20 protein-coding genes and 1 pseudogene are annotated in these 22173 nt (G+C 71.3%); 5 read left to right on the top strand and 16 right to left on the bottom strand.

Annotation, left to right across the window (positions count from 1 at the left end; genetic code table 11):
* Positions 1-132: 132 nt before the first annotated feature.
* The 4 genes and pseudogenes from IF64_RS0100005 to IF64_RS0100020 form a co-directional block, all read right to left on the bottom strand.
* Positions 133-1665, bottom strand: coding sequence for a bifunctional uroporphyrinogen-III C-methyltransferase/uroporphyrinogen-III synthase (locus IF64_RS0100005; protein ID WP_030529864.1), 1533 nt, complete (start codon positions 1663-1665; stop codon positions 133-135).
* Between the two features lie 123 nt (positions 1666-1788).
* Complete coding sequence (gene hemC, locus IF64_RS0100010; protein WP_030529865.1) at positions 1789-2730, bottom strand: hydroxymethylbilane synthase; 942 nt, start codon at positions 2728-2730, stop codon at positions 1789-1791.
* Positions 2727-4067 carry a glutamyl-tRNA reductase gene (locus IF64_RS0100015; protein WP_030529866.1) on the bottom strand — a complete coding sequence of 447 codons (1341 nt, stop codon included), beginning with the start codon at positions 4065-4067 and terminating at the stop codon, positions 2727-2729. Before IF64_RS0100015 ends, hemC begins: the two co-directional genes overlap by 4 nt.
* Positions 4064-4807, bottom strand: a pseudogene (locus tag IF64_RS0100020) (redox-sensing transcriptional repressor Rex); the annotation flags it as partial. The pseudogene IF64_RS0100020 and the gene IF64_RS0100015, both read right to left, overlap by 4 nt.
* A 675-nt stretch (positions 4808-5482) precedes the next feature.
* Between IF64_RS0100020 and IF64_RS0100025 the strand changes: the two are divergent.
* Entirely contained in the window at positions 5483-5854 is a 372-nt protein-coding gene (locus tag IF64_RS0100025) for an arsenate reductase family protein (RefSeq protein WP_030529868.1), read from the top strand.
* 23 nt (positions 5855-5877) lie between these two features.
* The gene (locus tag IF64_RS0100030) at positions 5878-6111 is read left to right on the top strand and encodes a glutaredoxin family protein (RefSeq protein ID WP_030529869.1); all 234 of its coding nucleotides are present in this window, start codon (positions 5878-5880) and stop codon (positions 6109-6111) included.
* 31 nt (positions 6112-6142) lie between these two features.
* Here the strand turns inward: IF64_RS0100030 and IF64_RS0100035 are convergent, their stop codons facing one another.
* The gene (locus IF64_RS0100035) at positions 6143-7762 is read right to left on the bottom strand and encodes an AMP-binding protein (RefSeq protein ID WP_030529870.1); all 1620 of its coding nucleotides are present in this window, start codon (positions 7760-7762) and stop codon (positions 6143-6145) included.
* Positions 7763-7976: 214 nt separating this feature from the next.
* On the opposite strand from IF64_RS0100035, the gene IF64_RS0100040 reads away from it, so the two are divergent.
* From IF64_RS0100040 to IF64_RS0100050, 3 genes are all read left to right on the top strand, one after another.
* Positions 7977-8636, top strand: coding sequence for a sigma-70 family RNA polymerase sigma factor (locus IF64_RS0100040; RefSeq protein WP_030529871.1), 660 nt, complete (start codon positions 7977-7979; stop codon positions 8634-8636).
* Positions 8637-8729: 93 nt separating this feature from the next.
* Positions 8730-10055: a DUF5667 domain-containing protein gene (locus tag IF64_RS25820; RefSeq protein WP_051757332.1), complete on the top strand. Its 1326-nt coding sequence runs from the start codon at positions 8730-8732 to the stop codon at positions 10053-10055.
* An 80-nt stretch (positions 10056-10135) separates the two neighbouring features.
* Entirely contained in the window at positions 10136-11110 is a 975-nt protein-coding gene (locus IF64_RS0100050) for an HAD family hydrolase (RefSeq protein WP_048808708.1), read from the top strand.
* Positions 11111-11182: 72 nt separating this feature from the next.
* Here IF64_RS0100050 and IF64_RS0100055 read toward each other — a convergent pair whose 3' ends face one another.
* The 11 genes from IF64_RS0100055 to IF64_RS0100110 form a co-directional block, all read right to left on the bottom strand.
* Positions 11183-12175 (bottom strand): lysophospholipid acyltransferase family protein, encoded by a 993-nt coding sequence (locus IF64_RS0100055; protein WP_030529874.1) that lies wholly within the window; start codon positions 12173-12175, stop codon positions 11183-11185.
* Between the two features lie 9 nt (positions 12176-12184).
* Positions 12185-13234 carry an NAD-dependent epimerase/dehydratase family protein gene (locus IF64_RS0100060; RefSeq protein WP_030529875.1) on the bottom strand — a complete coding sequence of 350 codons (1050 nt, stop codon included), beginning with the start codon at positions 13232-13234 and terminating at the stop codon, positions 12185-12187.
* Between the two features lie 344 nt (positions 13235-13578).
* A complete protein-coding gene (locus tag IF64_RS26355; protein WP_005453035.1) occupies positions 13579-13680 on the bottom strand; it encodes a 30S ribosomal protein bS22 in 102 nt (33 codons plus the stop codon).
* Positions 13681-13823: 143 nt separating this feature from the next.
* Positions 13824-14039: a helix-turn-helix domain-containing protein gene (locus IF64_RS0100070; protein WP_030529876.1), complete on the bottom strand. Its 216-nt coding sequence runs from the start codon at positions 14037-14039 to the stop codon at positions 13824-13826.
* A 147-nt stretch (positions 14040-14186) separates the two neighbouring features.
* Positions 14187-14993, bottom strand: a complete 807-nt coding sequence (proC, locus tag IF64_RS0100075; protein WP_030529877.1) for a pyrroline-5-carboxylate reductase — start codon at positions 14991-14993, stop codon at positions 14187-14189.
* A gap of 78 nt (positions 14994-15071) precedes the next feature.
* Entirely contained in the window at positions 15072-15893 is an 822-nt protein-coding gene (locus IF64_RS0100080; RefSeq protein ID WP_030529878.1) for a thioesterase family protein, read from the bottom strand.
* Positions 15894-16419: 526 nt separating this feature from the next.
* The gene (locus IF64_RS0100090; protein WP_030529879.1) at positions 16420-17205 is read right to left on the bottom strand and encodes a sugar phosphate isomerase/epimerase family protein; all 786 of its coding nucleotides are present in this window, start codon (positions 17203-17205) and stop codon (positions 16420-16422) included.
* A gap of 3 nt (positions 17206-17208) precedes the next feature.
* Complete coding sequence (locus IF64_RS26920) at positions 17209-19071, bottom strand: hypothetical protein (RefSeq protein ID WP_157575493.1); 1863 nt, start codon at positions 19069-19071, stop codon at positions 17209-17211.
* A 55-nt stretch (positions 19072-19126) separates the two neighbouring features.
* Positions 19127-20095, bottom strand: coding sequence for a Ppx/GppA family phosphatase (locus tag IF64_RS0100100; protein ID WP_030529881.1), 969 nt, complete (start codon positions 20093-20095; stop codon positions 19127-19129).
* Between the two features lie 27 nt (positions 20096-20122).
* Positions 20123-20815, bottom strand: coding sequence for a response regulator transcription factor (locus tag IF64_RS0100105; protein ID WP_030529882.1), 693 nt, complete (start codon positions 20813-20815; stop codon positions 20123-20125).
* Positions 20812-22167: a sensor histidine kinase gene (locus tag IF64_RS0100110; RefSeq protein WP_169741910.1), complete on the bottom strand. Its 1356-nt coding sequence runs from the start codon at positions 22165-22167 to the stop codon at positions 20812-20814. The genes IF64_RS0100105 and IF64_RS0100110 overlap by 4 nt, the downstream gene beginning before the upstream one ends.
* Positions 22168-22173: the final 6 nt, after the last annotated feature.

Raw genomic sequence — 22173 nt, forward strand, 5'->3', positions numbered from 1 at the left:
GTCCAGCGCTACGAAGAAAGCTTCCTTCAACTCCTCAAACGACACGATCCCCGCAACTCCCTGAAGAACAGGGTGTTGCGGGGATCGCTAGAAACCGCCCGGGTGCGGCGGGGCGTCACGCTGTTTCCGGGCTCAGGAGCGGCGCGTGCGCTTGGCCTTCTTCGGCGGAGGCAGGGCACCCTCGGCGCGCAGCTTCGCCGCGTGGGCGGCGAGCGCGTCGACGAGCACCACGGCGTTGGGCGTCTCGGGCTGCACGTCGACGCGCAGGCCGAACTCCGTCGCCGTCTCGGCCGTCTTCGGGCCGATGCACGCCACGAGGGTGCGCGCGTGCGGCTTGCCCGCGATACCGACCAGGTTCCGCACGGTGGACGACGACGTGAAGCACACGGCGTCGAACCCGCCCGTCTTGATCATCTCGCGGGTCTCGGCGGGCGGCGGCGCGGCGCGCACGGTGCGGTACGCCGTGACGTCGTCGACCTCCCAGCCGGCGTCGGTCAGGCCCGCCGACAGCGTCTCGGTGGCGATGTCGGCACGCGGCAGCAGCACGCGGTTCACCGGGTCGAGCACGTCGTCGTACGGCGGGAACTCCTTGAGCAGGCCCTCGCTCGACTGCTCGCCCTCGGGCACCAGCTCCGGCTGGATGCCGAACGAGCGCACCTTCTCGGCCGTGGCCTCGCCGACGCAGGCGATCTTCACGCCCGAGAACGCGCGGGCGTCGAGGCCGAACTCGATGAACTTCTCCCAGACGGCCTTCACCGCGTTGGCCGAGGTGAACACGATCCACTGGAAGCGTCCGTCGACCAGGCCCTTCACCGCGCGCTCCATCTGCGCGGGGCTGCGCGGCGGCTCCACCGAGATCGTCGGCACCTCGTGCGAGGTCGCGCCGTGGCTGCGCAGCCGCTCGGCCATGTCGCCCGCCTGGTCCTTGGTGCGCGGCACCAGCACCTTCCAGCCGTACAGCGCGCGGGACTCCCACCACGAGAGCTGCTTGCGATCGGCGACGATCGAACCGACGGTGACGATCAGCGCGCCGGCGAGCTCACCGGCGTCGGCGCCGAGCGAGCCCAGCGTGGTCTCCACCGTGCGCTGGGTGTTGATCGTGCCGTTCGACGTGACGGCCACGGGCGTGTCCGCCGCGACACCGTTGTCGATCAGCTGCGAGGCGGCCTCGGCCAGGTGGCTCGACGTGCCGTGCAGCACGATCGGGCCCTGCGCCTGGGCGACGCCCTTCCAGTCGACGTCGTGGTGCAGGTCCACCTCGGTGTGCGTGCCACCGAGGGGAAGGCCCGCGTAGGCGGGAACGGCGGTGCTCGGTGCGACACCGGGCACGACGTCGAACACGACCTCGGTCTTCGACACCGCCTGCACCTCGGCGACGACGGCGGGCTGGGTCAGCGGGTCACCGGCGACCAGACGCAGCACGACGCGGCCCGACTCGGCCTCGGCGGCCAGGTCCTTGGCGACGTCCCCCGGCTCACCGACCGCGGGACGGACCTCGGCCTCCTCGCGGGCGTAGGCCAGTGCGCCCGAAGGCACGTCCGGGTCGGTGACGACGACGTCGGCCTTGGCCAGCAGCTCCTGGGCGCGGACCGTGAGCAGGCCGGCGTCGCCCGGGCCCGAGCCCACGAAGGCGACGCGCCCCGTGGTCTTGGTTGCGGGGGTCATGTGCTTCGTTTCTCCTCTAGCAGCGGCCGCACCGAGGCATGCGGCCCGTTCGTACTTACAGTGCGCTTGTCCGGGTTCCCGCCGACGGCCGAACGCGAACGCCCGGTTCGTCGACGCCGGTGATCAGGACGACAGTGCGCCCGCGCCGAGTTCGAGCAGCTCGGCGGCCAGCCCACGGCCCAGTTCGTCGGCGTCCTTCGTCTCGGCGACGGCGGAGGCACGGAGGATCCGCACGGAGTCCCCTTCGACTCCGGTGGCGGCGACGCCGCGCAGCGAGAGACGGTCGACGACCTTGCCCTCGCTGTCCAGGTCCTCCACGACATCGGCCAGCGCTCCGACGGGTGCGCTGCATCCGGCCTCGAGCGCGGCCAGCATGGCGCGCTCGGCCCGCACGGCGACCCTGGTCACTTCGTCGTCCACAATGGACCGAAGACGTCGTTCGCTCGCGACGTCTTCCACCCGCGTCTCCACCGCCAGCGCCCCCTGCGCGGGAGCGGGCAGCATCTGAAGCGGATCGAGTGTCTCGGTGATCTCGCCGGCCCGGCCGACGCGGGCCAGGCCCGCCCGTGCCAGCACCACCGCGTCCAGTTCGCCGGACGTCACCTTGCCGATGCGGGTGTCGATGTTGCCGCGAATCGGCACCACGGTCAAACCGAGCCCGAGCGCCTTCAACTGGCTGATCCGGCGCGGCGAACCGGTGCCGACCTTCGCCCCCGGCGGGAGCTCACCGAGGGTCAGGCCGTCGCGGGCGATCAACGCGTCGCGCGGGTCCTCCCTCGGCGGGACGGCGGCCAGCACGAGGCCGGGCTCGGGTGCGGTCGGCAGGTCCTTGTACGAGTGGATCGCGACGTCGATGTCGCCGGCCAGCAACGCCTCGCGCAGCGCCGACGTGAACACGCCGACCCCGATCTCCGCGATGGGCGCGCTGGAGCGGTCACCCGGGGTCGAGACCGTGACGATCTCGACCTCCTGGCCCGCCTCGGTGAGCATGTTCGCGATGGTCTGCGTCTGCGCCACGGCCAGCTTGCTGCCGCGGGTGCCGATACGGATCGGGCTCTGTGTCACGGAGTTTCACCGTCGATCTGGTCGGTGGGGGTCATGGGGACCGAGGGGCTCGACACCGTCTTCGGCGCCTGCGGGTCGAGCTCGAACAGCTCACGCAGCGCGGTCGCGTAGTCGGTGTCGCTGGTCTCGGCCGCGAGTTGCTTCACGCGCACGGTCGGGGCGTGCAGGAGCTTGTCCACGACACGTTTGACCGTGCGGCCGACCTCCTCGCGGACGTCGGCGTCGATCTCGGGCAGCCGCCGGTCGAGCCTGAGCAGCTCGGCGTCGACGACCTCGGCCGCCCGCTTGCGCAACGCCGTCACCGTCGGCGTGACGGCCGCGCTGCGCTGTCCGGCCAGGTAGGCACGCACCTCGTCGAGGACGATGCCCGCGGCCTTGGCGGTCTGCTTCTCGGTGGTGCCGCTGCCGGAGAAGTTCATCCGCCTGCGCACCGTGTCGAGGTCGACGAGGTGCACCCCGTCGATGTCGCCGACCTCGGGCTCGACGTCGCGCGGCAGGCCGAGGTCGGCCACGACGAGCGGCGTGGTCCGCGGCGCGACGTGCCGCGACGCGAGCACCGAACCCTTCGCGCCCGTGCACACGAACGCCACGTCGGCACCCGACACGGCGTCGGTCAGTTCCGCGAGCGGCACGGCGGTGGCCGGCACTCCCTGCTCGGTCACGGACGCGGCGAGCCGTTCGGCGTTCGCCTGCGTGCGGTTGGCCACGACGACGTTCGCGATGCCCGCCTTACGCAGGTGCGACGCCGCGAGCGCGCCCATCGAACCCGCACCCACCACGAGCGCACGCTTGCCCTCGAGGCTGCCGCCCGCGTCCTCGGCCTCGGCCAGCGCCGCCGACACCACGGAGGCGCCCAGCTGGTCCAGGCCCGTCTCGCTGTGCACGCGCTTGCCGACCCGCAACGTCGTCTGCACCAGCTCGTGCAACGTCCGGCCGACGGTGCCCGCCTCCCGCGCGGTGGCGTAGGCCGCACGCACCTGGCCCAGGATCTGGGTCTCGCCCACGACCATCGAGTCGAGGCCGGAGGCGACGTTGAACAGGTGCTCCACGGCCGCGCCCGCGTAGTGGACGTAGAAGTTGTCGTACAGCTCGTCCGGCGCCATGCCCGCCTGGCGCGCGAGCACCGACGAGATGTCGCCCAGACCACCGTGGAACGTCTCCACCACGGCGTAGACCTCGATGCGGTTGCACGTCGAGACGGCCATGACCTCGGAGACGTGGTCGGCCTGCTGCAGTTCGTGCAGGATCTTCGGCACCTCGGGAGCGGGGATGGACACCCGCTCGAGCGTGGTCAGGTCCGCCGTCCGGTGGGACAGTCCGAGCGCGAGGATGCTCATGACGACACCACCGTGTCCTCCGCGTCCTTCTCTTCCGTCCCAGCCGCTTGGCCGTTCACCGTGCTGTCCGCCCTTCGCGCCACGTGGAAGGAGAGGATCTGCAGCTCGACAGCCAGATCCACCTTCCGAACCTCGATGTGTTCCGGGACCTGCAGCACGACCGGCGCGAAGTTCAGAATGCACTGCACTCCGCCTGCGACGAGCCTGTCGCACACCGTCTGTGCCGCGGTCGGCGGTGTCGCGATGACCCCGATGGAGATCTCCCGCTCGGCACACACCTCGGGGATGTCGTCGAGGTGCGAGACGGGCAGTCCGCCCACCGGAACCCCGATCAGATCCGGATCGATGTCGAAAAGCGCCTCGACAGGGAATCCGCGTCCGGGGAATCCGCCGTAATTGGCCAACGCATGTCCGAGGTTACCGATTCCCACCACGGCGACGCGTTGTTGCTTGTTCAACCCCAGAGTGCGTTCGATCTGGCCGATCAGCACCTCGACCTCGTAGCCGACGCCCCGCGTGCCGTACGAACCGATGTAGGACAGGTCCTTGCGCAGTTTGGCGGAATTCACACCCGCGGCCGCAGAGAGCTCCTCGCTCGAGACGGTCGTGCCGCCCTGTTCCTGCATGCTCGACAGCACGCGCAGGTAGACCGCCATGCGTCCGACGGCCGCCTCCGGGATCGCCTTAGCGGGCGCCTCGCCGTCGGTGACGGCGGGCAGCTCCGTGGTGGGCGTGTTGTCCTCGAGCGCCTCGGGTTTCTTCCCGTTCCTCGCCTGCCCGCTTCGCGTGGATGAACTCTTGGCCGAACCGTTGCCCGCCGAACCGTTGCCCGCCGAACCGTTGCCCGCCGAACCGTTCTTCGGCGCGCCGTTCTTCGCGGCGCCGTTCGCAGCGTCGTTCTTCGCCGGAACACCGTCGGGCGCCTTGGCCGCTTTCGCGTCCTTGGCGTCCTTCTGGGCCGCGGCGGCCTTCGTGGGGCCGGAGGTCCTGCGCGTCCTCGCGGGCTTCTTCGGGGCCGGTTCGGTGGTGGCGTCGGCCTGGTTCGCGGACTCGGCGGTCGAGTCGGTGTCGTCGGCGCCAGCTGCGGTGCCTGCGTCCTTGGCCGGATCCTTGGGAGCGTCCTTGGCGGCCTTGCGCGAGCGGGCGAGGCCGCGCACGGAGGAGGCGAGGTTCCGCCTGCCCCGCTGTGCCATCACGCTCGGACTCCCGTCACCGAATTCGAGTCAAACCCTTGACCGCACGGGCGCCGACCGTGTTCGATGCACGCGCCCGCCGGGTGTGAACACGGTAGTTCATTTGTGAACGCGTGCACAAAGTAGCTGGTAAGCGCGTTGACCTGCGCCACAACCTGGAATTTTCTGACAGCGAGTCAGCTCAGGACGGCCACGCGACAGCCCCGACGGACAAGGTGAACGATGGAGATCTGGATCAACCCGGCGTGCTCGAAGTGCCGCAGCGCCCTCGGCCTGCTGGACGCCGAAGGAGCGGACTACACCGTTCGCAAGTACCTCGACGACGTCCCCACCGAGGCCGAGCTGCGCGACGTTCTCGACCGCCTCGGCCTCGAACCCTGGGACATCACGCGCACCCAGGAGCAGGTCGCGAAGGAGCTCAACCTCAAGGACCGCACCGAGTGGCCACGCGACGCCTCAGGCAGGGACCGGTGGATCGCGGCGCTGGCCGAGCATCCCAAGCTGATCCAGCGCCCCATCATCACCGCCGACGACGGCACCGCGGTGGTCGCACGCACCGACGAGGCCGTGCTCGAGGCGATGTCCCGGGGCTGACGCCGGCTGGGAGGATCGGGGGCATGCACCACGTCACCGTCATGACGCGCGCGGGTTGCCACGCGTGCGAGGTCGCCGAGGCCGAGGTCGCGCGGATCTGCGGGGAGCTCGGCGCGACGTGGTCGGCGGTGGACGTCGACGCCGATCCCGAGGACCGCGCCGAGTACGGGGACCGCGTGCCCGTACTGCTGGTTGACGGCGACGAACACGGCTACTGGTCCGTCGAGGAGGACCGCCTTCGCGCCGCGCTGAGCTGACCCGGCTGAGCTGCAGCCGGTGGCACCGGGGTCACGGGCGGAGCTGCACCCTGCGGAGTTTGCCCACGGACGTGTGGGGCAGCTCGTCGGCGAACTCCACCGACGAGGGCACCTTGTAGCGGGCCAGTCGTTGCTCGCACACGTCGATGACCTGCTGGGCCGACAGCGACGCCCCCGGCGTGGGCCGCACGAACGCGCGCACGGTCTCCCCGGTGCGTTCGTCGAGGGCGCCGACGACCGCCACCTCGGCGACCTCGGGCAGCGTCAGGATCACGTCCTCGACCTCGCGCGGGTAGACGTTGAACCCGTTGACGATGATCAGGTCGTTGGCACGGTCCACCAGGTGCAGATCGCCGTCGGCGTCGAGGTAGCCGACGTCTCCGGTGCGGTACCAGCCGTCGGCGTCGGGACCGTGGTCACCGTCCGGCCAGTAGCCGCTGAACAGGTTGGCCCCTCGGACGGCCACGAGTCCGGTGAGGCCGATGTCGTCGCCGAAGGCGTCGTCGGGGTCGGCCGGGTCGAGGGGAACGTGGGCCGCCGACCCGTCGCTGTCGACGAGGCGCAGTTCGACACCCGGCAGCGGTTTGCCCACCGAACCGGCCTTCGCGTAGCCGCCGACGAGTGTGGACGTCACCACCGGTGCGGCCTCGGTGAGTCCGTACCCCTCGTAGACCGGCGTGCCCGTCGCCTCCGAGATCGTCGTCAGGACGCGGGGATGCAGCGGCGCGGCACCCGACAGGAACAGCCGCACGGTGGACAGCGCCTCGGCGAGCTCCTCGGAACTGCGGGCCGCCAGGTCGGTGTACATCGCGGGCACGCCGACGACGACCGTGATCGCGTGCGTGCGGCACGCGTGCAGGGTGTCGCGGGCGTCGAACCGCTGCGAGAGGACGACCGCGGCGGTGCGGGCCGTCGACGTCAGCAGGCCGGGGCCGAGGCCGTAGATGTGGTGCAGCGGAACGGCGACCAGTGCGCGGTCCCGGTCGTCGGCGGGCGGCAGCACGGCGGAGAACTGCTCGACGTTGGCCAGCAGCGCACGATGTGACAACAGCACGCCGCGCGCCGGACCGCTCGTACCGGAGGTGTAGAAGATCGCCGCGAGGTCCTCGCCGCCCGCGCGGGGCGGGACCGGCTCGGCAGTGCTGGCGGCAGGGTCGGCGGGATCGGCAGGGTCCTCGGTGTCGCCCTCGGTGCCGGGGTCGGCGGGGTCGGCGGGATCGGCGGGGTCACCGTCGGCCTGCGGGACCTCGCCGTCGACGCGCGGCAGCAGGGCCTGCACCGACGAGCCCTCGGGTGCGCCGTGCGCGATGATCACCCGTGCGCCACTGGACGTGACGAGCGTGCACGTCTCGGCGTCGGGTGCGGACGGCGACAGCGGCACCGCGACGGCCCCGATCCGCAGCGTCGCGAACAGGCCCACCGCGAACTCGGCGGAGGTCGGCAGCCGCAGCGCCACGCGGTCCCCCGGCTCGACCCCTGCCCGCAGGAGGCGACGGGCGAAGGCGTCGACGGCCCGATCGGTCTGTGCCCAGGTCAGCGACACCCCCGCGGACGGATCGAGCACACCGTCCTGGTCCCCGCAGACGCGCGCCGCGGTGGTGACCAGGTCGGCGACGTTGCCCGCGGCCGGGCCCGATGTGTCAGTCGTCATCTGCCGGGTCTCCTCTCCCCTCGCACAGTGTGCCCGTACCTGCCGCGGGAGACCTGCCGTCATGACCGGGATTCGCAGGCGTCTGTCTTATTACAACGCCGACACCACTACCTACCGGGCGGTAGCAACGCGTATGCTCCCGTACCGACGTAGTGGCGGTGATCACTCCGATCACGGATACGTCCGGGAACGGCCCCGGAGGAGGTGCAACACGATGAGCCTGCCAATCGCTGTTGCTGCTGGTCCAGCACGCGTTCCACTCCGAGTCGTACCCGATCCCGAGCCGGCGGAGGCCGATCCGACAGCCGAGGGCTGGGATCTGGTCCGGGCCGCCCAGGGCGGCGACCGCTGCGCGTTCGGCCGTCTCTACGACCGCTACGTCGACGGCGTCTACCGCTATGTCCTCCTCCGAGTGGGTGACCGCCACCTCGCGGAGGACGTCACCAGTGAGACGTTCCTCCGGGCGCTGCGGCGGATCACCTCGATCAGTTACCAGGGCCGGGACGTCGGCGCGTGGTTCACCACGATCGCCCGCAACCTGGTGCTCGACCACGTCAAGTCGAGCCGGTTCCGCCTGGAGGTCGTCACCGACGAGGTGTCCGACCCCGTGACGTCGGGGACCGCCATCGCGGGTGCGGCCGGAACCCCGGGTCCCGAACAGCAGATCATCAGCAGGGACACGGGCGACGAACTCGTGCGCTGCATCGCCGACCTGGGCGAGGACCAGCGCGAATGCATCATCCTGCGCTTCATCCAGGGCTACTCGGTGGCCGAGACCGCGCAGATCATGCAGCGGGGCGAAGGTGCGGTGAAGGCGTTGCAGCACCGGGCCATCCGCAGGCTCGCCAAGCTCCTTCCCGACACCCTGCGCTGAGCACACGCTGTAACGTACGCCACCCACAGGGCGGACCCGGCGTAACCGCGGCGACGCCGACATCGTTGTGCAGGCAAAGGATCTGGACACGTCGTGCCGGTACCAGCCGGCAGGCCGGGAGGCGTTGCCATCGTGGAGCCTCCACGAACTCACCGGCTCCGCGCGCGCGACCCGCGCCGGGGCCGGCCGACCCTCGCCGAACGCAGGGAACACGAACGGTTCGCCCGCGCGGTCGATACCGGCCACGACCCGGAGTTCGCGGGTGAACTCGCCGTCGTCGAGGCCCTGCGTGAGCTCGGCAGGGACACCGAACAGGACGGCACGCCGTCGCCCTCGGCCCGCGTGCGGATCGCCGACCGAGTGTGGCCCACCGCCGACCGCACGCCGCCCGAACCGGCCCCGCACGACCCGCCCGTCCCGTTCCCCGGAACCGGCGAACCCACCACCACACAGCAGCCCACCACACAGCACCCCACCACACAGCGCCCCACCACACGGCCGGAACGCCCCCGGCGCACGCGGATGCCCGTCGTGGCGGCGGGGATCGCCGTACTGCTCGGCACCGGCGCGGCGGCCCTGCTGACCGCGAACGACGCCGCGCCGGGCGATGCGCTGTACGGGTTGAAACAGCTCGGCGAGAGCGCCGCGCTCGGGCTGACCTTCGACGACGAGGACCGCGCCTACCGGCACCTGGACTACGCCTCCGACCGCCTGGGCGAGCTGACGGCGCTCGCGTCGGCGGGATCGCTCGACGACGACGCCTACACCGAGGGATTCGACGACTTCACCGGGCACACGCATGCGGCCGTCAGCACGCTCACCGAGCTCGCGACGTCCACCGACGGCAGTGGGCTCGACCGGCTGCGCGACTGGGCCGAGTCGCAGGGCGTGCGGGTGGCGGCGTTGCCGGACGAGGCGCGCGATCTGCTGTGGCGCGTCGAGAGCAGGACGGCCGCGCTCGGCGAGCGGATGTCGTGCACGCGCATCACCTCGGGCGACCGCGACGAACTCGGGGTGCTACCCGCGGCCGGGTCCTGCGAGGCTCCGGTCACCGCGACCGGGCCCACCACCCCACCACGCGAACGGGCACCCGCCGCCGATTCCGGAACCGGGAAGGACGCACGCGATCCCGGCGACCGCGGCACCGGCGGTCCGGCGTTCGAAGCCGACGACGCCGCGCGCGATGCCGTCACCCTTGCCGGCGGCCCCGCGCACGACGCGGCATCCGAACCGGCGCCCGAGCCGACACCGCGCTGGCGGCCGCCCGAGCCGCCGTCCGCACCACGCCCGGCAGCCGACGTTCCGGCACCCGAGACCGGCCCCCGGCTGCCCGACGGCGGACGCGACCGCGACGAGCCGGTGACCCTGGGATCGTTGCTGAACGGATTGACCGGATCGCCCGGGGTGAGCGCCGACTGAGGCGTCGCCTCCACCCGTTATCCTGACTACTTCAGTGCACAGCCAGGTGAAGGCCGAACTCGACCGTGGAGGCGGTGTGCGTGGCGCTGTGGCGGGCCCGCAGTAAGGGACAGGAACGCGAACGGCTCGCTGCCCTGGCAGGTGAGGCCTCGGCCGACGCCGCCGTGGCCATGGAAGCCGAAGCGGCCGAGGCCGCTGAAGCCGCCAAGGAGACCGACCCGGCTGGCATCACGCCGGAGTCGAGCCCGCAGACCCCGGACGGCGACGAACCGCCGCCCCCTCCCGCACCGCCGGACCTGACGGCCGCGGCGTTCTTCGACGTCGACAACACGATGATGGTCGGCGCGTCGATCTTCCACTTCGCCCGCGGACTGGCCGCGCGCAAGTACTTCACGGCCTCCGACCTCGCCGGGTTCGCGTGGCAGCAGCTGCGGTTCCGCGTGGGCGGCAAGGAAGGCAACGTCGACGGGATCCGCGAACAGGGCCTTTCGTTCGTCGCCGGGGCCACCGTCGAGCAGCTGACCGAGGTCGGCGAGGAGATCTACGACGAGCTCATGGCCGACAAGATCTGGGCGGGCACGCGGGCGCTGGCGCAGATGCACCTGGACGCCGGCCAGCGCGTCTGGCTCGTCACCGCGACGCCGGTCGAGCTGGCGGCGATCATCGCCCGCAGGCTCGGACTGACCGGCGCGCTGGGCACGGTGGCCGAGAGCATCGACGGTGTCTACACGGGACGGCTCGTCGGCGATCTGCTGCACGGGCGGGCGAAGGCACACGCGGTGCGCGCGCTCGCCGCGCGGGAAGGTCTGAACCTGCGACGGTGCACGGCGTACTCCGACTCGCAGAACGACGTGCCGATGCTGTCGGTCGTCGGCACGGCGGTGGCGATCAATCCGGACGCCGACCTGCGTGACACGGCTCGGGCGCGCGGCTGGGAGATCCGCGATTTCCGCACCGGCCGGAAAGCGGCGAGGATCGGCGTCCCCTCGGTGCTCGGTGCGGGCGCGGTCGCCGGCGCCGTCGCGGGCGCGGTCGCCTACCGCCGCCGCGTCTGACGCAGTCCCCCAAGGGCCCTATGGTCGCGTTCAACGCAGCCATGGGGCCCTTGGGCGCATTGGGCCGGCGCGTCAGCCCTGGAAGACGTTGCGGCGTTTGGCCAGGTGGCGATACAGCATCTGCTGGATGCTCTCGCGTACCTGGTCGTTGAGCGTGAACATGCGCATCGGATCGTCGACCGCGTCGGCCTCGTAGCCGTCGGTGAGGATCGGTTCGCCGAACTCGATCGTCCACTTCGTCGGCAGCGGAATCGCTCCGAGCGGGCCGAGCAACGGGAAGAACGGCGTCACCGGGAAGTACGGCAGTCCGAGCAGCCGCGCCAACGGCTTGATGTCCCCGATCTTCGGGTAGATCTCCTCGGCACCCACGATCGCGACGGGGATGATCGGCACCTGCGCCCGCATCGCCGCCGACGCGAACCCGCCGCGGCCGAAGCGCTGCAGCTTGTAGCGCGCCGAGAACGGCTTGCCGACGCCCTTGAACCCCTCCGGCCACACGCCCACCAGCTCGCCGGCCCGCAGCAGGCGTTCGGCGTCGGGGTTGCAGGCCAGCGTCTGTCCCGACTTGCGCGCCAGCGTCCCGAGGAACGGCGTCTTGAACAGCAGGTCGGCACCGAGCATGCGCAGGTGCCGCTGTCGCGGGTGCTCCTCGTGGACGGCGAACGCGGTCATCACCGAGTCGATCGGCAGCACGCCCGAGTGGTTGCCGACCAGCAGGGCGCCGCCGTCGACGGGCAGGTTCTCCACGCCGAGCGTGGTGACGCGGAACCACTTCTCGTACAGCAGCCGCAGCGGGGGCAGCACGACCGTGTCGGTCAGTTCGGGGTCGAACCCGAACTCGTCGACGGGGTACTCGCCGGTGATGCGGTTGCGCAGGAACGTCAGGAGGCGGTCGAGCACGTCGTCCCGGCCGGTCAGTTCCTGCGCGGAGTCGGTTCCCTCGGCGTCCTGGCGGGGCAGCTCGACCACGGAGGCGTCACCGTCGTCGGGACACGCCTCGGCGCGCGAGGCACCGGCCGCGTGCCGGTGCAGTCTGATGACCTGGGCCGACGATCCACCGTCCATGCTGTCCCCTCACTCCCGTGACCGCTTGCCGCCCGCCGTGGCCAGCGCCTCAGCCACACGCTCGCCACCGACCGGACGGATACCCCGCCCGGTGAGGTAGTCGTCGAACGCGTCGCGGGTGCTCCACCGCGGGGTGTAGCCGAAGTCCTTCTTGAGCCGGGTGGTGTCGACGACCCGCCCGAAGTTCAGCAGGCTGACCTGGTCGGCCGAGAAGTCGACGATGCGCGCGCTGCGCAGCACGGTCCCCACGGACGGCAGCATGCTGCGCGGCAGGGGCAGTTCGATCCTGCCCGCCCTGCGGATGGCCTGGGTGAGCGTCAGGACGCCGTCGGCGGCGATGTTGTACACGCCGGGCTTGTCCTCGAGCGTGGCGATCTCCAGCGCCGCGAGCGCGTCGGAGGAGTGCAGCATCTGCAGCCGCGAGTCGAACCCGAGCACCGTCGGCACCACCGGAAGCGCGAAGTACCGGGTGAGCACGGTGTCGACGTCGGGACCGACGATGTTGGCGAACCGGCCCATGGTGACGGTGATGTCGGGCCGCCGCCGCGACAGCCCGCGCACGTAGCCCTCCATCTCGACGGCGTCCTTCGCGTAGCCGGACGGCGAGGTGGGCCCGAGCTCGGCGTCCTCCCCGAACACGGCGGGCGAACGCGCGCCCGCCCCGTAGACGGCAGCCGAGGACTTGACGACGAGCTTGCGCACGAGCGGCGACTTCTGGCACGCGGCGAGCAGGCGCATCGTGCCGATGACGTTGACCTCTTTGACCGCACCACGCCTGCTGGGGCCCGCGGGGTGGGCGTGCGTGGACGCGTGGACCACCGTGTCGACCTTGGCCGAGCTGATGATCTTGGCGATCAGCGGGTTGCGGATGTCGGCGCGGACGAACTCCGCGTGGCCTGCTCGACGCAGGATCTCCGGACGGGGCGGTGCGGTGTCGACGCCGATGACGCGTTCGAGATCGGGATTGTTGCCCAGCCGCGCGAGCAGCCTGCTGCCCAGCTCACCGGCGACGCCGGTCACGAAAACGATGTTGGGCTGCGCGTAAGGCACGGGCGGCATCGAACCCCCTGGGTAGGCGGTTGTTCGCGCTGTGGAACGCGACGGGTGTCGTCAGTGCTGGCAGCTGCTGCGGTCAGCAGCTGTCGTCACCGGCGACGCCTGTCGGCCGATGACGAGACTGTGCTGGACACCGATCGTACGCCGGGTGTGATCCGCTCCGGCCACCGCTTACAGGACGTTAACGAGGTCGACCAGGTGTCGTCGCCCGAGATGGGGGCTGGCCGTCACCCGACTCCGGCGGAATGGACACGCGGGAAAGGTGCGGCAGGCGAAAGAGAGTGCGGGCCCGCGCCGCGCGCCCCGCCGGGAGATACCGGCGGGCACGCGGGCGTGGAGTCCGGGGCTTACTTGCCCTGCTTGCGACGCTGAACGCGCGTGCGGCGGAGAAGCTTGCGGTGCTTCTTCTTGGACATACGCTTGCGGCGCTTCTTGATGACCGAGCCCACTGGCGAACTCCTTAACCCGATAGATCGTGAGGATGCGCGGGCGCCACCGGCACGGCCGCTTTGCCAGCGGCGTGCATGAGGCGACCACGCGCACGGCCTACCAGGTTACCCGGGGCTCGGCGCGGGCTCTCGAGCCGGTCTCCTCAACCGACGTCGAAGTAGGCGTTGTCGAGATAGTCGTGCACCGCCTTCTCCGGCACCCGGAAGGACTTGCCGACGCGAACGGCCGGCAGCTCTCCCGAATGCACGAGGCGGTAGACGGTCATCTTGGAGACGCGCATCAGCGACGCCACCTCGGCGACCGTCAGAAACTGGACCTGCCGTGGTCCTGGCAGATCCTCGTTGTTCTTCGCCGGCATAGGTCTCACCGTGTCCCTTTTCGGGCACGTGTCCCGCCACGCGGCTTCCCCTCCGTGTGACTTCGACACGTACGTGCTATTAGCGAGGGTAGCGGGACGGGTGTGGCGAATGCGACGGCCGTCGAGGCGATCGCCCGGGCGAGTGGGTTACTCCTCGTGGACCTTGCCTAGCTCGATGGAGCGATCACGAGCCGATTCGATGGCGTCGAGCAGGGCCGCACGCACGCCGTGCTTCTCGAGCTCGCGGATGCCGTTGATGGTCGTGCCCCCCGGTGAGGTGACATTCTCGCGGAGCATGACCGGGTGCTGGCCGCCCTCGTCGAGCATCTTGCCCGCGCCCACGGCGGCCTGGACGATCAGCTGCTGCGCCACGGCCCGCGGCAGGCCGAGCAGGATGCCGGCGTCGATCATCGCCTCGACGAGGTAGAAGAAGTACGCCGGGCCCGACCCGGACAGCGCGGTGACGGCGTCCTGCTGCGACTCGGGCAGCACGATCACCTTGCCGACCGACGACAGCAGCTCCTCGACCGTGCGCAGCTGCTCATCAGTGGCGTGCTTGCCCGGTGAGACGGCGCTCATGGCGGCGCCGACAAGCATGGGCGTGTTCGGCATGACGCGAACGACCGGCGTGCCCTCGGGGAGCCTGCGTTCGAACAACGACGTCGGCAGGCCCGCACACATCGACACGACCAGCGAGCAGGGGCCGACGAGGCCCGACAGCTCGTCGAGCACCGGGTCGATGTCCTGCGGCTTGACGGCGACGACGAGCACGTCGGCGCGCTTGGCCGCATCGGCGACCTCGACCCCCGCGACGCCGTAGCGCTCGGTCAGTTCGGCGGCGCGCTCCGGGTGCCGCTCCGTGAACAGCAGGTCCTCCGGGGCGTATCCGGCGTGGAGCAACCCGGACAACAACGCCTCGCCGATCTTTCCGGCACCAAGCACAGCGACAGTCATGACTTCAGGTTAGGCGCCTGCCCACCCCGGCTCGAACGCCGCCACGTGACGTCGGTGGCGCCCGCTACCCCGAGCACGTCACCGCGCGGCGGGGGCCAGGGCGAGTTGGCGGGCCTGGCAGACGATGCGGCCCTGGGCGTCCACGACGAGTGCGTCGGAGTCGAACCAGCCCTCGTGGACCGACCGGCTCTCGACGTGTACCCGCAGCCATCCGGGCGCCGGCCGGGTGCGCACCAACGCCGTCAACTGAGCGGTCGGCGCCCATCCGGCACGGCCGAGGTTGAACACCACCGGCGGGTTGATGTCCCCTGCGAGCAGCGCGAAGTACGGATCGGCGACGCCGTTCCGCGGACGGGCCCACAGCCGCAGCCGCGGCGGGTCGCCCGTGCGGCCGGAGAGATATCCCGCCGTGGCCGGGTCGATCCGTACCTCACAACCTTGCGCGAGGTGGAAGACCCCTTCGAGGTCGTTGCCGTCGAGCGGCACGGTGCCCGCCGGTGGTTCGACCGGCGCTGAGGGGGCGTCGTGCCAGTCCGGCTTGCGCACCGGAAGCCTGCCGGCCGTCACCCTCGCCTCGACACAGCTGCGCCCGCGCTGTTCCAACGTCACCGCCACGACGGTCGCGCGCCTGCCGACCTTGCGGACATCGGTACGCAACAGCACCGGGCCGATCGCGGGCGGGCGCAGGAACTCCGCGCTCACCACCAACGGGTCGATCGCGGGTTCGCCGGCTTCCCGCACCGCCGTCAACGCGGCCCTCGCGAGCAGGGCGAGCAGGAAACCGCCGTGCGGATGGTTGCCGATGGACCATTCCTGCCGCAGGTCGGCGGTGAACGTCCCGTCCCCGAGGGAACGGACGGCACACGCGGACCCGAATGCGGCGCTCTCCGGGGCGCTCACGAACGGCTGGCCAACGGCCGTGGAAGCCGATCGGCACCGCGCGACGATCCCGACTTCACGGCACGCGACCGATCGCAGGACTGGACCCACTTCGCACCGGGCGGAACGTCGACGCGCACGGTCACCCCTTCTCCCACCTGCCTGCAGAGTGGCACGAACCGGGACGCAACGCGGCCGGCGCGCGCACCCCCTTGTCTGCGGCCGTGCTCGCGCAGAATAGGCAGCGGAAGCGGGTGTTGCCCACCGTTCGCGTGGCGGACACCCGATTCGACCAATGTGTTCACGCCACGCCGGTCGGCGATCGGGTCGAGTGAACGCAGCGGCTCCACACAAGGAACGATACGGCTCCCCGACCGGTGGATCACACCACCCGAGGGGAAATTGATCTTGAAAATCCGCTACGCCGCTCGTCACGGCACGTGAGTGGTTCGCACCACAGCGCGATCATGAGGCGGCCCGAGTTCGACGGCCGATCGCCGGGACGCGGATAAGGGAGCTCCCCTCGACCGCCCCCTCAACCGCCCCCTCAACCGAGGTGCAGCCGGGTGAACAGCAGCGCCTCGCTGAGCATCTTCGCCCGCTCCGACTCGGTCCGGGCGCTGCGGGTGTTGACCTCGAGCACGACCTGTCCGCCACGCTCGCCGAAGCCGGTGCCGGCCAGCTTCTCCAGTAGTTCGGCGCACGGCTGCGTGCCGCGGCCCGGCAGCAGATGCTCGTCCTTGGCCAGCCCGGTGCCGTCTCCCATGTGGACGTGCGTGAGCCGCTCCCCCATCCGCTCGGCGAGGGCGAGCGCGTCCATGCCCGCGGTGGCGGTGTGCGACAGGTCGAGGGTGTAGTGGGCGTGGCCGACGTCGGTCGGGTCGACCGACGGCCGGAACGCCGACACGGTCCGCCCGCGCGGCGTGCGCACGGGGAACATGTTCTCGACGGCGATGTGCACCCCGCTCGAGGCCTCGAGTTCGGCCACGAGGTCGGCGAAGCCTGCCGCGTAGCGACGTTGCCAGCGGAACGGCGGGTGCACCACGACGGTCGGCGCGCCCAGGTCGACCGCAGCCTCGACCGAGCGGCGCAGCCGCACCACCGGATCGGGAGACCACACGCGCTGGGTGATCAGCAGACACGGCGCGTGCAACGCGAGCACCGGCATCCCGGTCTCACGACTGCGCCTGCGGACGGCGGTGACGTCCTGGCTCTCGGGATCGGCCCAGACCATCACCTCCACGCCGTCGAAGCCCAGCGAGGCCGCCATCTCGAAGCCGGAACGGGCACGCAGCGGCCATACCGACGCGGTGGAGAGTCCGACCTGGATCACGCGCTACTTCGTCACCAACAGCAGCGCGGCAGGGGACACCGTCACGACGAGTCCGACGAGCAGCGCCAGCACGGTGGTCTGCAGGTCGTCGGCGCGGCGGACCTTACGCACGATCAGCACGAGGCCGACGGTGACGATCAGCGCGGCGATGAGCGCGGCCGCGGGCAGCTGGCCCCAGAGCCAGTTGAACCCGAGCCACACCGCCGCTCCGCCTGCGACGCCCAACGCGAGCTGCCCGGCCAGTGCGAGCCACTGCTTCGCAGGCGAGGGCTCCTCCTCGTCGACCTCGTCGGTGACCCCGGCGGCCGGACGTTCGTCGTCCTCGTCGTACTCGCCCGCGTAGGCGTAGCGGTCGTCGTAGGCGTAACGGTCGTCCTCGGCCGCGTCGTAGTCACCCTCGTAACCGCGCTCGTAATCGTCGTCGTACCCGGGCTCGGCGTAGGCGGTGTCGTCGTAACCCGCGTACTCGCCGTACTCGGGGTAGTCGGACTCGGGGTAGTCGGCGTCGGCGTAGTCGCTGTCGGGATAGCCGGCGTGGGGGTAGTCGCCGTAGCCCTGGTCGTAGGCCTCGTCGTAGGGGTACTCGGCGTCGTAGGCCTGGTCGTACCCGCCCGCGGCCGGAGCGCCGGAACCCAGGGCACCGCCGATGCCGGGACCCGACACCTGCGCATCCTGCGCCGCGTCCTGGTCGTCGTCATCGTCGTCGAAGTTCGGCACGAAGAAGCCGGTGGCGGGACCTTCGTCGGCCTGCTCGGCCGCCTGCCCCGCCTGCGGCGTTGATCCCTGCGCCGTTGATCCCTGTGCCGTGGAGTCCTGCGGCGCCGCGGCGGTGTCGTCGGCGGGCGCCGACGCGGCCGCACCGAGTGCCGCGGCGTTGGCGGGGGCGGACGGCACGACCGGGGTGATGCCGACCTCGGTGTCCTGTTCGGCTTGCTGCTGTTCGCGCGCCTGGGCCTGACGCCGCTTGCGCCGCCAGTTGGCCAGACCCGCAGGCGGCTCGTCCGACCGGACCGGACCGGACGCCGCGACCGGCGCAGCCGTGGCCGTTCCCGCGTCGGGGTCGTCGGAGACGGCGGGAATCTGCTCGGTGTGCGATTCGGGCTCAGGGGCGGGCGCGGGTCTGCCGCGCCACGGACGTCGCCTGCGCAGCGGCGGTGCCGGCGGCTGGGGCGCAGGCGACTGGGCTGCGGGCGGCTGGGGTGGTGGTGCCGCGCCGGACTGCGACGCCGCGGGACCCTCCGGGGCTTGCGCCTCGTCACCCTCGTTCTGCGGCGAGAAGAAGAACCCGCCGGAGGACTGCTGGGGCGCGGGGGCCTGGGGCGCGCCCTGGCCTGCCTCCGCGGGCGGCACGGCGTGCGGCCCGGACTGCTGGGGCGCGCCGCCACGCGCGGGCGGCGCGGGAAACCCGCCGGAGTTCTGCTGCGGACCACGCGGGGGCTGCGCCGGGGGCTGTTGCGACGAGGGTTGTTGCGCCGGGGGCTGTGGTGGCCGGCCAGGCTGCGGCGGTCCGCCCGCCTGGGGGTTCGGCGGGCCGGGCTGTGGTGCTCCGTTCTGGGGTGCCCCGTTCGGCTGCGGCGGCCCACCGGCAGGCGGCGTGCCGTTCGCCGGAGAAGCACCGTTCACGGGGGCGGCCCCGTTGGCCGGGCGCCCTCCCGCCTGCGGCTGCTCACCCGAGGCGCTCTCGCCGCGCACCCGTTCGATGATGGCCTGCGGAGCCGTGTCGGTGATGCTCGGCTGCTCACCGGTTTCGTCGGCAGCGCGACGTCGCCGACGACGGGGAGTCCCGCCACCGGTCTGTCCGCCGTGTTGGGCGAGCAGTTCGGCAACTGTCTTCTGCTGCCGCTCGCCGTCGCTGTCTCGAGTCATCCCTTCCACCGTGCCCGTCGCCAGTTGTGTACGTCCAGTGTGACCCGAACGCGTCTCATCCCCGGCCCCGCCCGGTCATCAACGCAGTCTGGTCTTCGCCGTTGGAAAGGTCCAGCCTGCGCAGAATCACACCTTCACGCAGAGCCCACGGGCAGATCTCCAACCGCTCGAGCGACAACGCACGCATCGTCGCCTCCGCGACGAGCGCGCCGCCCACCAGTTGGTGTGCCCTGCTGGCGCCGACCCCCTCCAGTTCGGCGACATCACCCGAGGACATCCGGGTGATGAACGAGATGAGCTGCCGAAGTCCGGTGGCGGTGAGGGTGCGCAGCACCCTCGGGCCCGCCGACGACGGTGCCGCACCCGTCAACCGGGCCAGCGACCGGAAGGTCTTCGACGTCGCAACCACCCGATCCGGTTCACCCAGCTTACGGATGCGCTTGGCCAGACCGGACAGCTCGTCGTCCAACCACGCCGTCGTGGCGACGATCTCGGAGCGCTTCGGCGGATCGTCGGAGAACCGGGTGCGCGTGATGCGGCCCGCACCGAGCGGCAGCGACTCGGCGAGGTCGGGGCGCTCGTCGATGCCCATCGCCACCTCGAGCGAACCGCCCCCGATGTCGAGGACCAGCAGCCTGCCCGCCGACCAGCCGTACCAGCGGCGCGCGGCGAGGAACGTCAACTTCGCCTCGTCGGCGCCGGTCAGCACGTGCAGGTCCACACCGGTCCGCTCCGCGACGGTCGCGAGCACCTCCTCGGTGTTCGTCGCCTCGCGCACGGCCGACGTGGCGAACGCCATGACGTCCTCGCAGCCGCGCCGCTGCGCGGACTCCTTCGCCGACTCGACCGCGTCGACCAGGGTCGAGATGCCCCGTTTCGTCAGCTCGCCGCGGGAGTTCAGCTGTTCGGCCAGCCTGAGCACCGTCTTCTCGGAGTGCATGGGCGTCGGATGCCCACCACGGTGCGCGTCCACGACGAGCAGGTGGACGGTGTTGGAACCGACGTCAAGAACCCCTAGGCGCACGGGTGTCCACGGTACCGGGCCCGCGGATCACGCCTCGAACTTGTAACCGAGCCCACGCACCGTAACCAGGTGTTGCGGCTGGCCGGGGTCCGGTTCGAGCTTCGAACGCAGCCGCTTGACGTGCACGTCGAGGGTCTTGGTGTCACCGACGTAGTCGGCGCCCCACACGCGGTCGATCAGCTGGCTGCGGGTCAGCACCCGGCCGACGTTGCGCAGCAGGTACTCGAGCAGGTCGAACTCCTTGAGCGGCAGCGAGATGTCCTCCCCGTCGACGGTCACCACGTGCCGCTCGACGTCCATCCGCACCGGTCCCGCCGACAGCACCAGCGGCGCCGCCTCCGGTTCGGCCGCGGCCGCCTCGCCGCCGCGGCGCAGCACCGCGCGAATGCGGGCGATCAGCTCCCGCGCGGCGTACGGCTTGGTGATGTAGTCGTCGGCGCCCAGTTCGAGGCCCACGACCTTGTCGATCTCGCTGTCGCGCGCCGTCACCATGATCACCGGAACCGACGAGCGGGCCCGCAGCTGCTTGCAGACGTCGGTGCCGCTCATGCCCGGCAGCATCAGGTCGAGCAGCACGATGTCGGCACCGTTGCGGTCGAACTCCTCGAGCGCCTGCTGGCCGGTCGTCGCGAGCGCGGCCGTGAACCCCTCCTTGCGGAGAAGGAAGGCCATCGGGTCGGCGAACGACTCCTCGTCCTCGACGATCAGAACCCTGGTCACTGCGTTGTTCCTCCCGGTTCGGTGCGTTCCCGCACGCTGGAGACCAGGGGCTGCTCGGGTGTGTTCTGCCCCTGATCCGAGGTCTCGGACGCCGGCGCCGCTGCCGGCTCCTGCGCCTGGGTGGACACCGTCGCGTCGGCGGCGGTGTCCGAGGTCTCGGCTGTGGTGCCGGCGGTGGCTGTGGTGCCGGTGGCTGTGGTGTCGGCGGTGTCGGCGGCTGGGCTCTCGTCACCCTCGGCGGTGCCGCCGGCGGGGATGCGCACGGTGAAGGTGGACCCGACGCCCGGCCTGCTCCAGAGCCGCACCTCGCCGCCGTGGTTGGCCGCGACGTGCTTGACGATCGCCAGGCCCAGACCGGTGCCGCCGGTGGCGCGCGACCGCGCCTTGTCGGCGCGGTAGAAGCGCTCGAACACGCGCTGCTGTTCGTCGAGCGCGATGCCGATGCCGCGATCGGTGACGGCGAGTTCGACGTGGCCGTCGGTGATCCGCCTGCTGATCGACACCGGACTGCCCTGCGGCGAGTAGGCGATCGCGTTCTCGAGCAGGTTCGACAGCGCGGTGACCAGCAACGTGCGGTCACCGTCGACGCGCAGACCGCTCGGGCCGTCGGTCGTCACCGTGATCTCCGCGGTCTCCGCGGCGAGCTTGGTGCGGGACAGGGCCTCGGTGACGACGTCGTCGACCTCCACGACGGTCAGCTCGGGCAGACGCTCCGCACCCTGGAGCCTGGACAGTGCGATCAGCTCGGTGACGAGCTTGCCGAGACGGGTGGACTCGCGCAGGATCTTCTCGCTGAACCGGCGGGCCTCGTCGGTGTCGTCGGCGTCGAGCACGGCCTCGGCGAGCAGGGCGATGGCGCCCACCGGGGTCTTGAGCTCGTGGCTGACGTTGGCGACGAAGTCCCGGCGCGTCGCCTCCAGCCGGGCGGCCTCGGAGTGGTCGACGGCCTCGACGATCGTGAAGCCGTCACCGAGCCCGCGCAGGTGCGCGGCGACGGCCTCGGGCTGCCTGCCTCGCACCTCCTCGGGGGAGATGTCGACCTGGGCCGGCCCGCCCTCCTCCACGATCCGCAGTGCGGCGGTGCGCACGCGGGAGTCGACCTGGCCGACCCGCAGCAGGCCGAGTTCCTCGGCACGGGCGTTGCTCAGCACCAGGTCGCCGAAACGATTGAGCAGCACCACGCCGGTCTCCGACGAACGCACCGAGCGCAGAAGCAGTTCCGCGGTGGTCGGGCCGACCGGCGGAGGCGTGTCCCTGCCTCGGGTGCGGAAGAAGAAGAAACCGACAGCGATGCCGACCACCAGAGCGGCAGTGGCCAGCAGGACCGATCCGGACGCCGTCACGCTTCGCATCGTAAG

The sequence above is a fragment of the Prauserella rugosa genome (genome assembly GCF_000719975.1).
In the GTDB taxonomy this organism is placed as follows: Bacteria; Actinomycetota; Actinomycetes; order Mycobacteriales; family Pseudonocardiaceae; genus Prauserella; species Prauserella rugosa.

Excerpts from the sequence above, each read along its gene's own strand:
- IF64_RS0100005 (WP_030529864.1), bottom strand. The coding sequence starts at position 1,665 with ATGACCCCCGCAACCAAGACCACGGGGCGCGTCGCCTTCGTGGGCTCG.
- IF64_RS0100015 (WP_030529866.1), bottom strand. The coding sequence starts at position 4,067 with ATGAGCATCCTCGCGCTCGGACTGTCCCACCGGACGGCGGACCTGACC.
- IF64_RS0100025 (WP_030529868.1), top strand. The coding sequence starts at position 5,483 with ATGGAGATCTGGATCAACCCGGCGTGCTCGAAGTGCCGCAGCGCCCTC.
- IF64_RS0100030 (WP_030529869.1), top strand. The coding sequence starts at position 5,878 with ATGCACCACGTCACCGTCATGACGCGCGCGGGTTGCCACGCGTGCGAG.
- IF64_RS0100035 (WP_030529870.1), bottom strand. The coding sequence starts at position 7,762 with ATGACGACTGACACATCGGGCCCGGCCGCGGGCAACGTCGCCGACCTG.
- IF64_RS0100040 (WP_030529871.1), top strand. The coding sequence starts at position 7,977 with ATGAGCCTGCCAATCGCTGTTGCTGCTGGTCCAGCACGCGTTCCACTC.
- IF64_RS0100055 (WP_030529874.1), bottom strand. The coding sequence starts at position 12,175 with ATGGACGGTGGATCGTCGGCCCAGGTCATCAGACTGCACCGGCACGCG.
- IF64_RS0100060 (WP_030529875.1), bottom strand. The coding sequence starts at position 13,234 with ATGCCGCCCGTGCCTTACGCGCAGCCCAACATCGTTTTCGTGACCGGC.
- IF64_RS0100070 (WP_030529876.1), bottom strand. The coding sequence starts at position 14,039 with ATGCCGGCGAAGAACAACGAGGATCTGCCAGGACCACGGCAGGTCCAG.
- proC (WP_030529877.1), bottom strand. The coding sequence starts at position 14,993 with ATGACTGTCGCTGTGCTTGGTGCCGGAAAGATCGGCGAGGCGTTGTTG.
- IF64_RS26920 (WP_157575493.1), bottom strand. The coding sequence starts at position 19,071 with ATGACTCGAGACAGCGACGGCGAGCGGCAGCAGAAGACAGTTGCCGAA.
- IF64_RS0100110 (WP_169741910.1), bottom strand. The coding sequence starts at position 22,167 with ATGCGAAGCGTGACGGCGTCCGGATCGGTCCTGCTGGCCACTGCCGCT.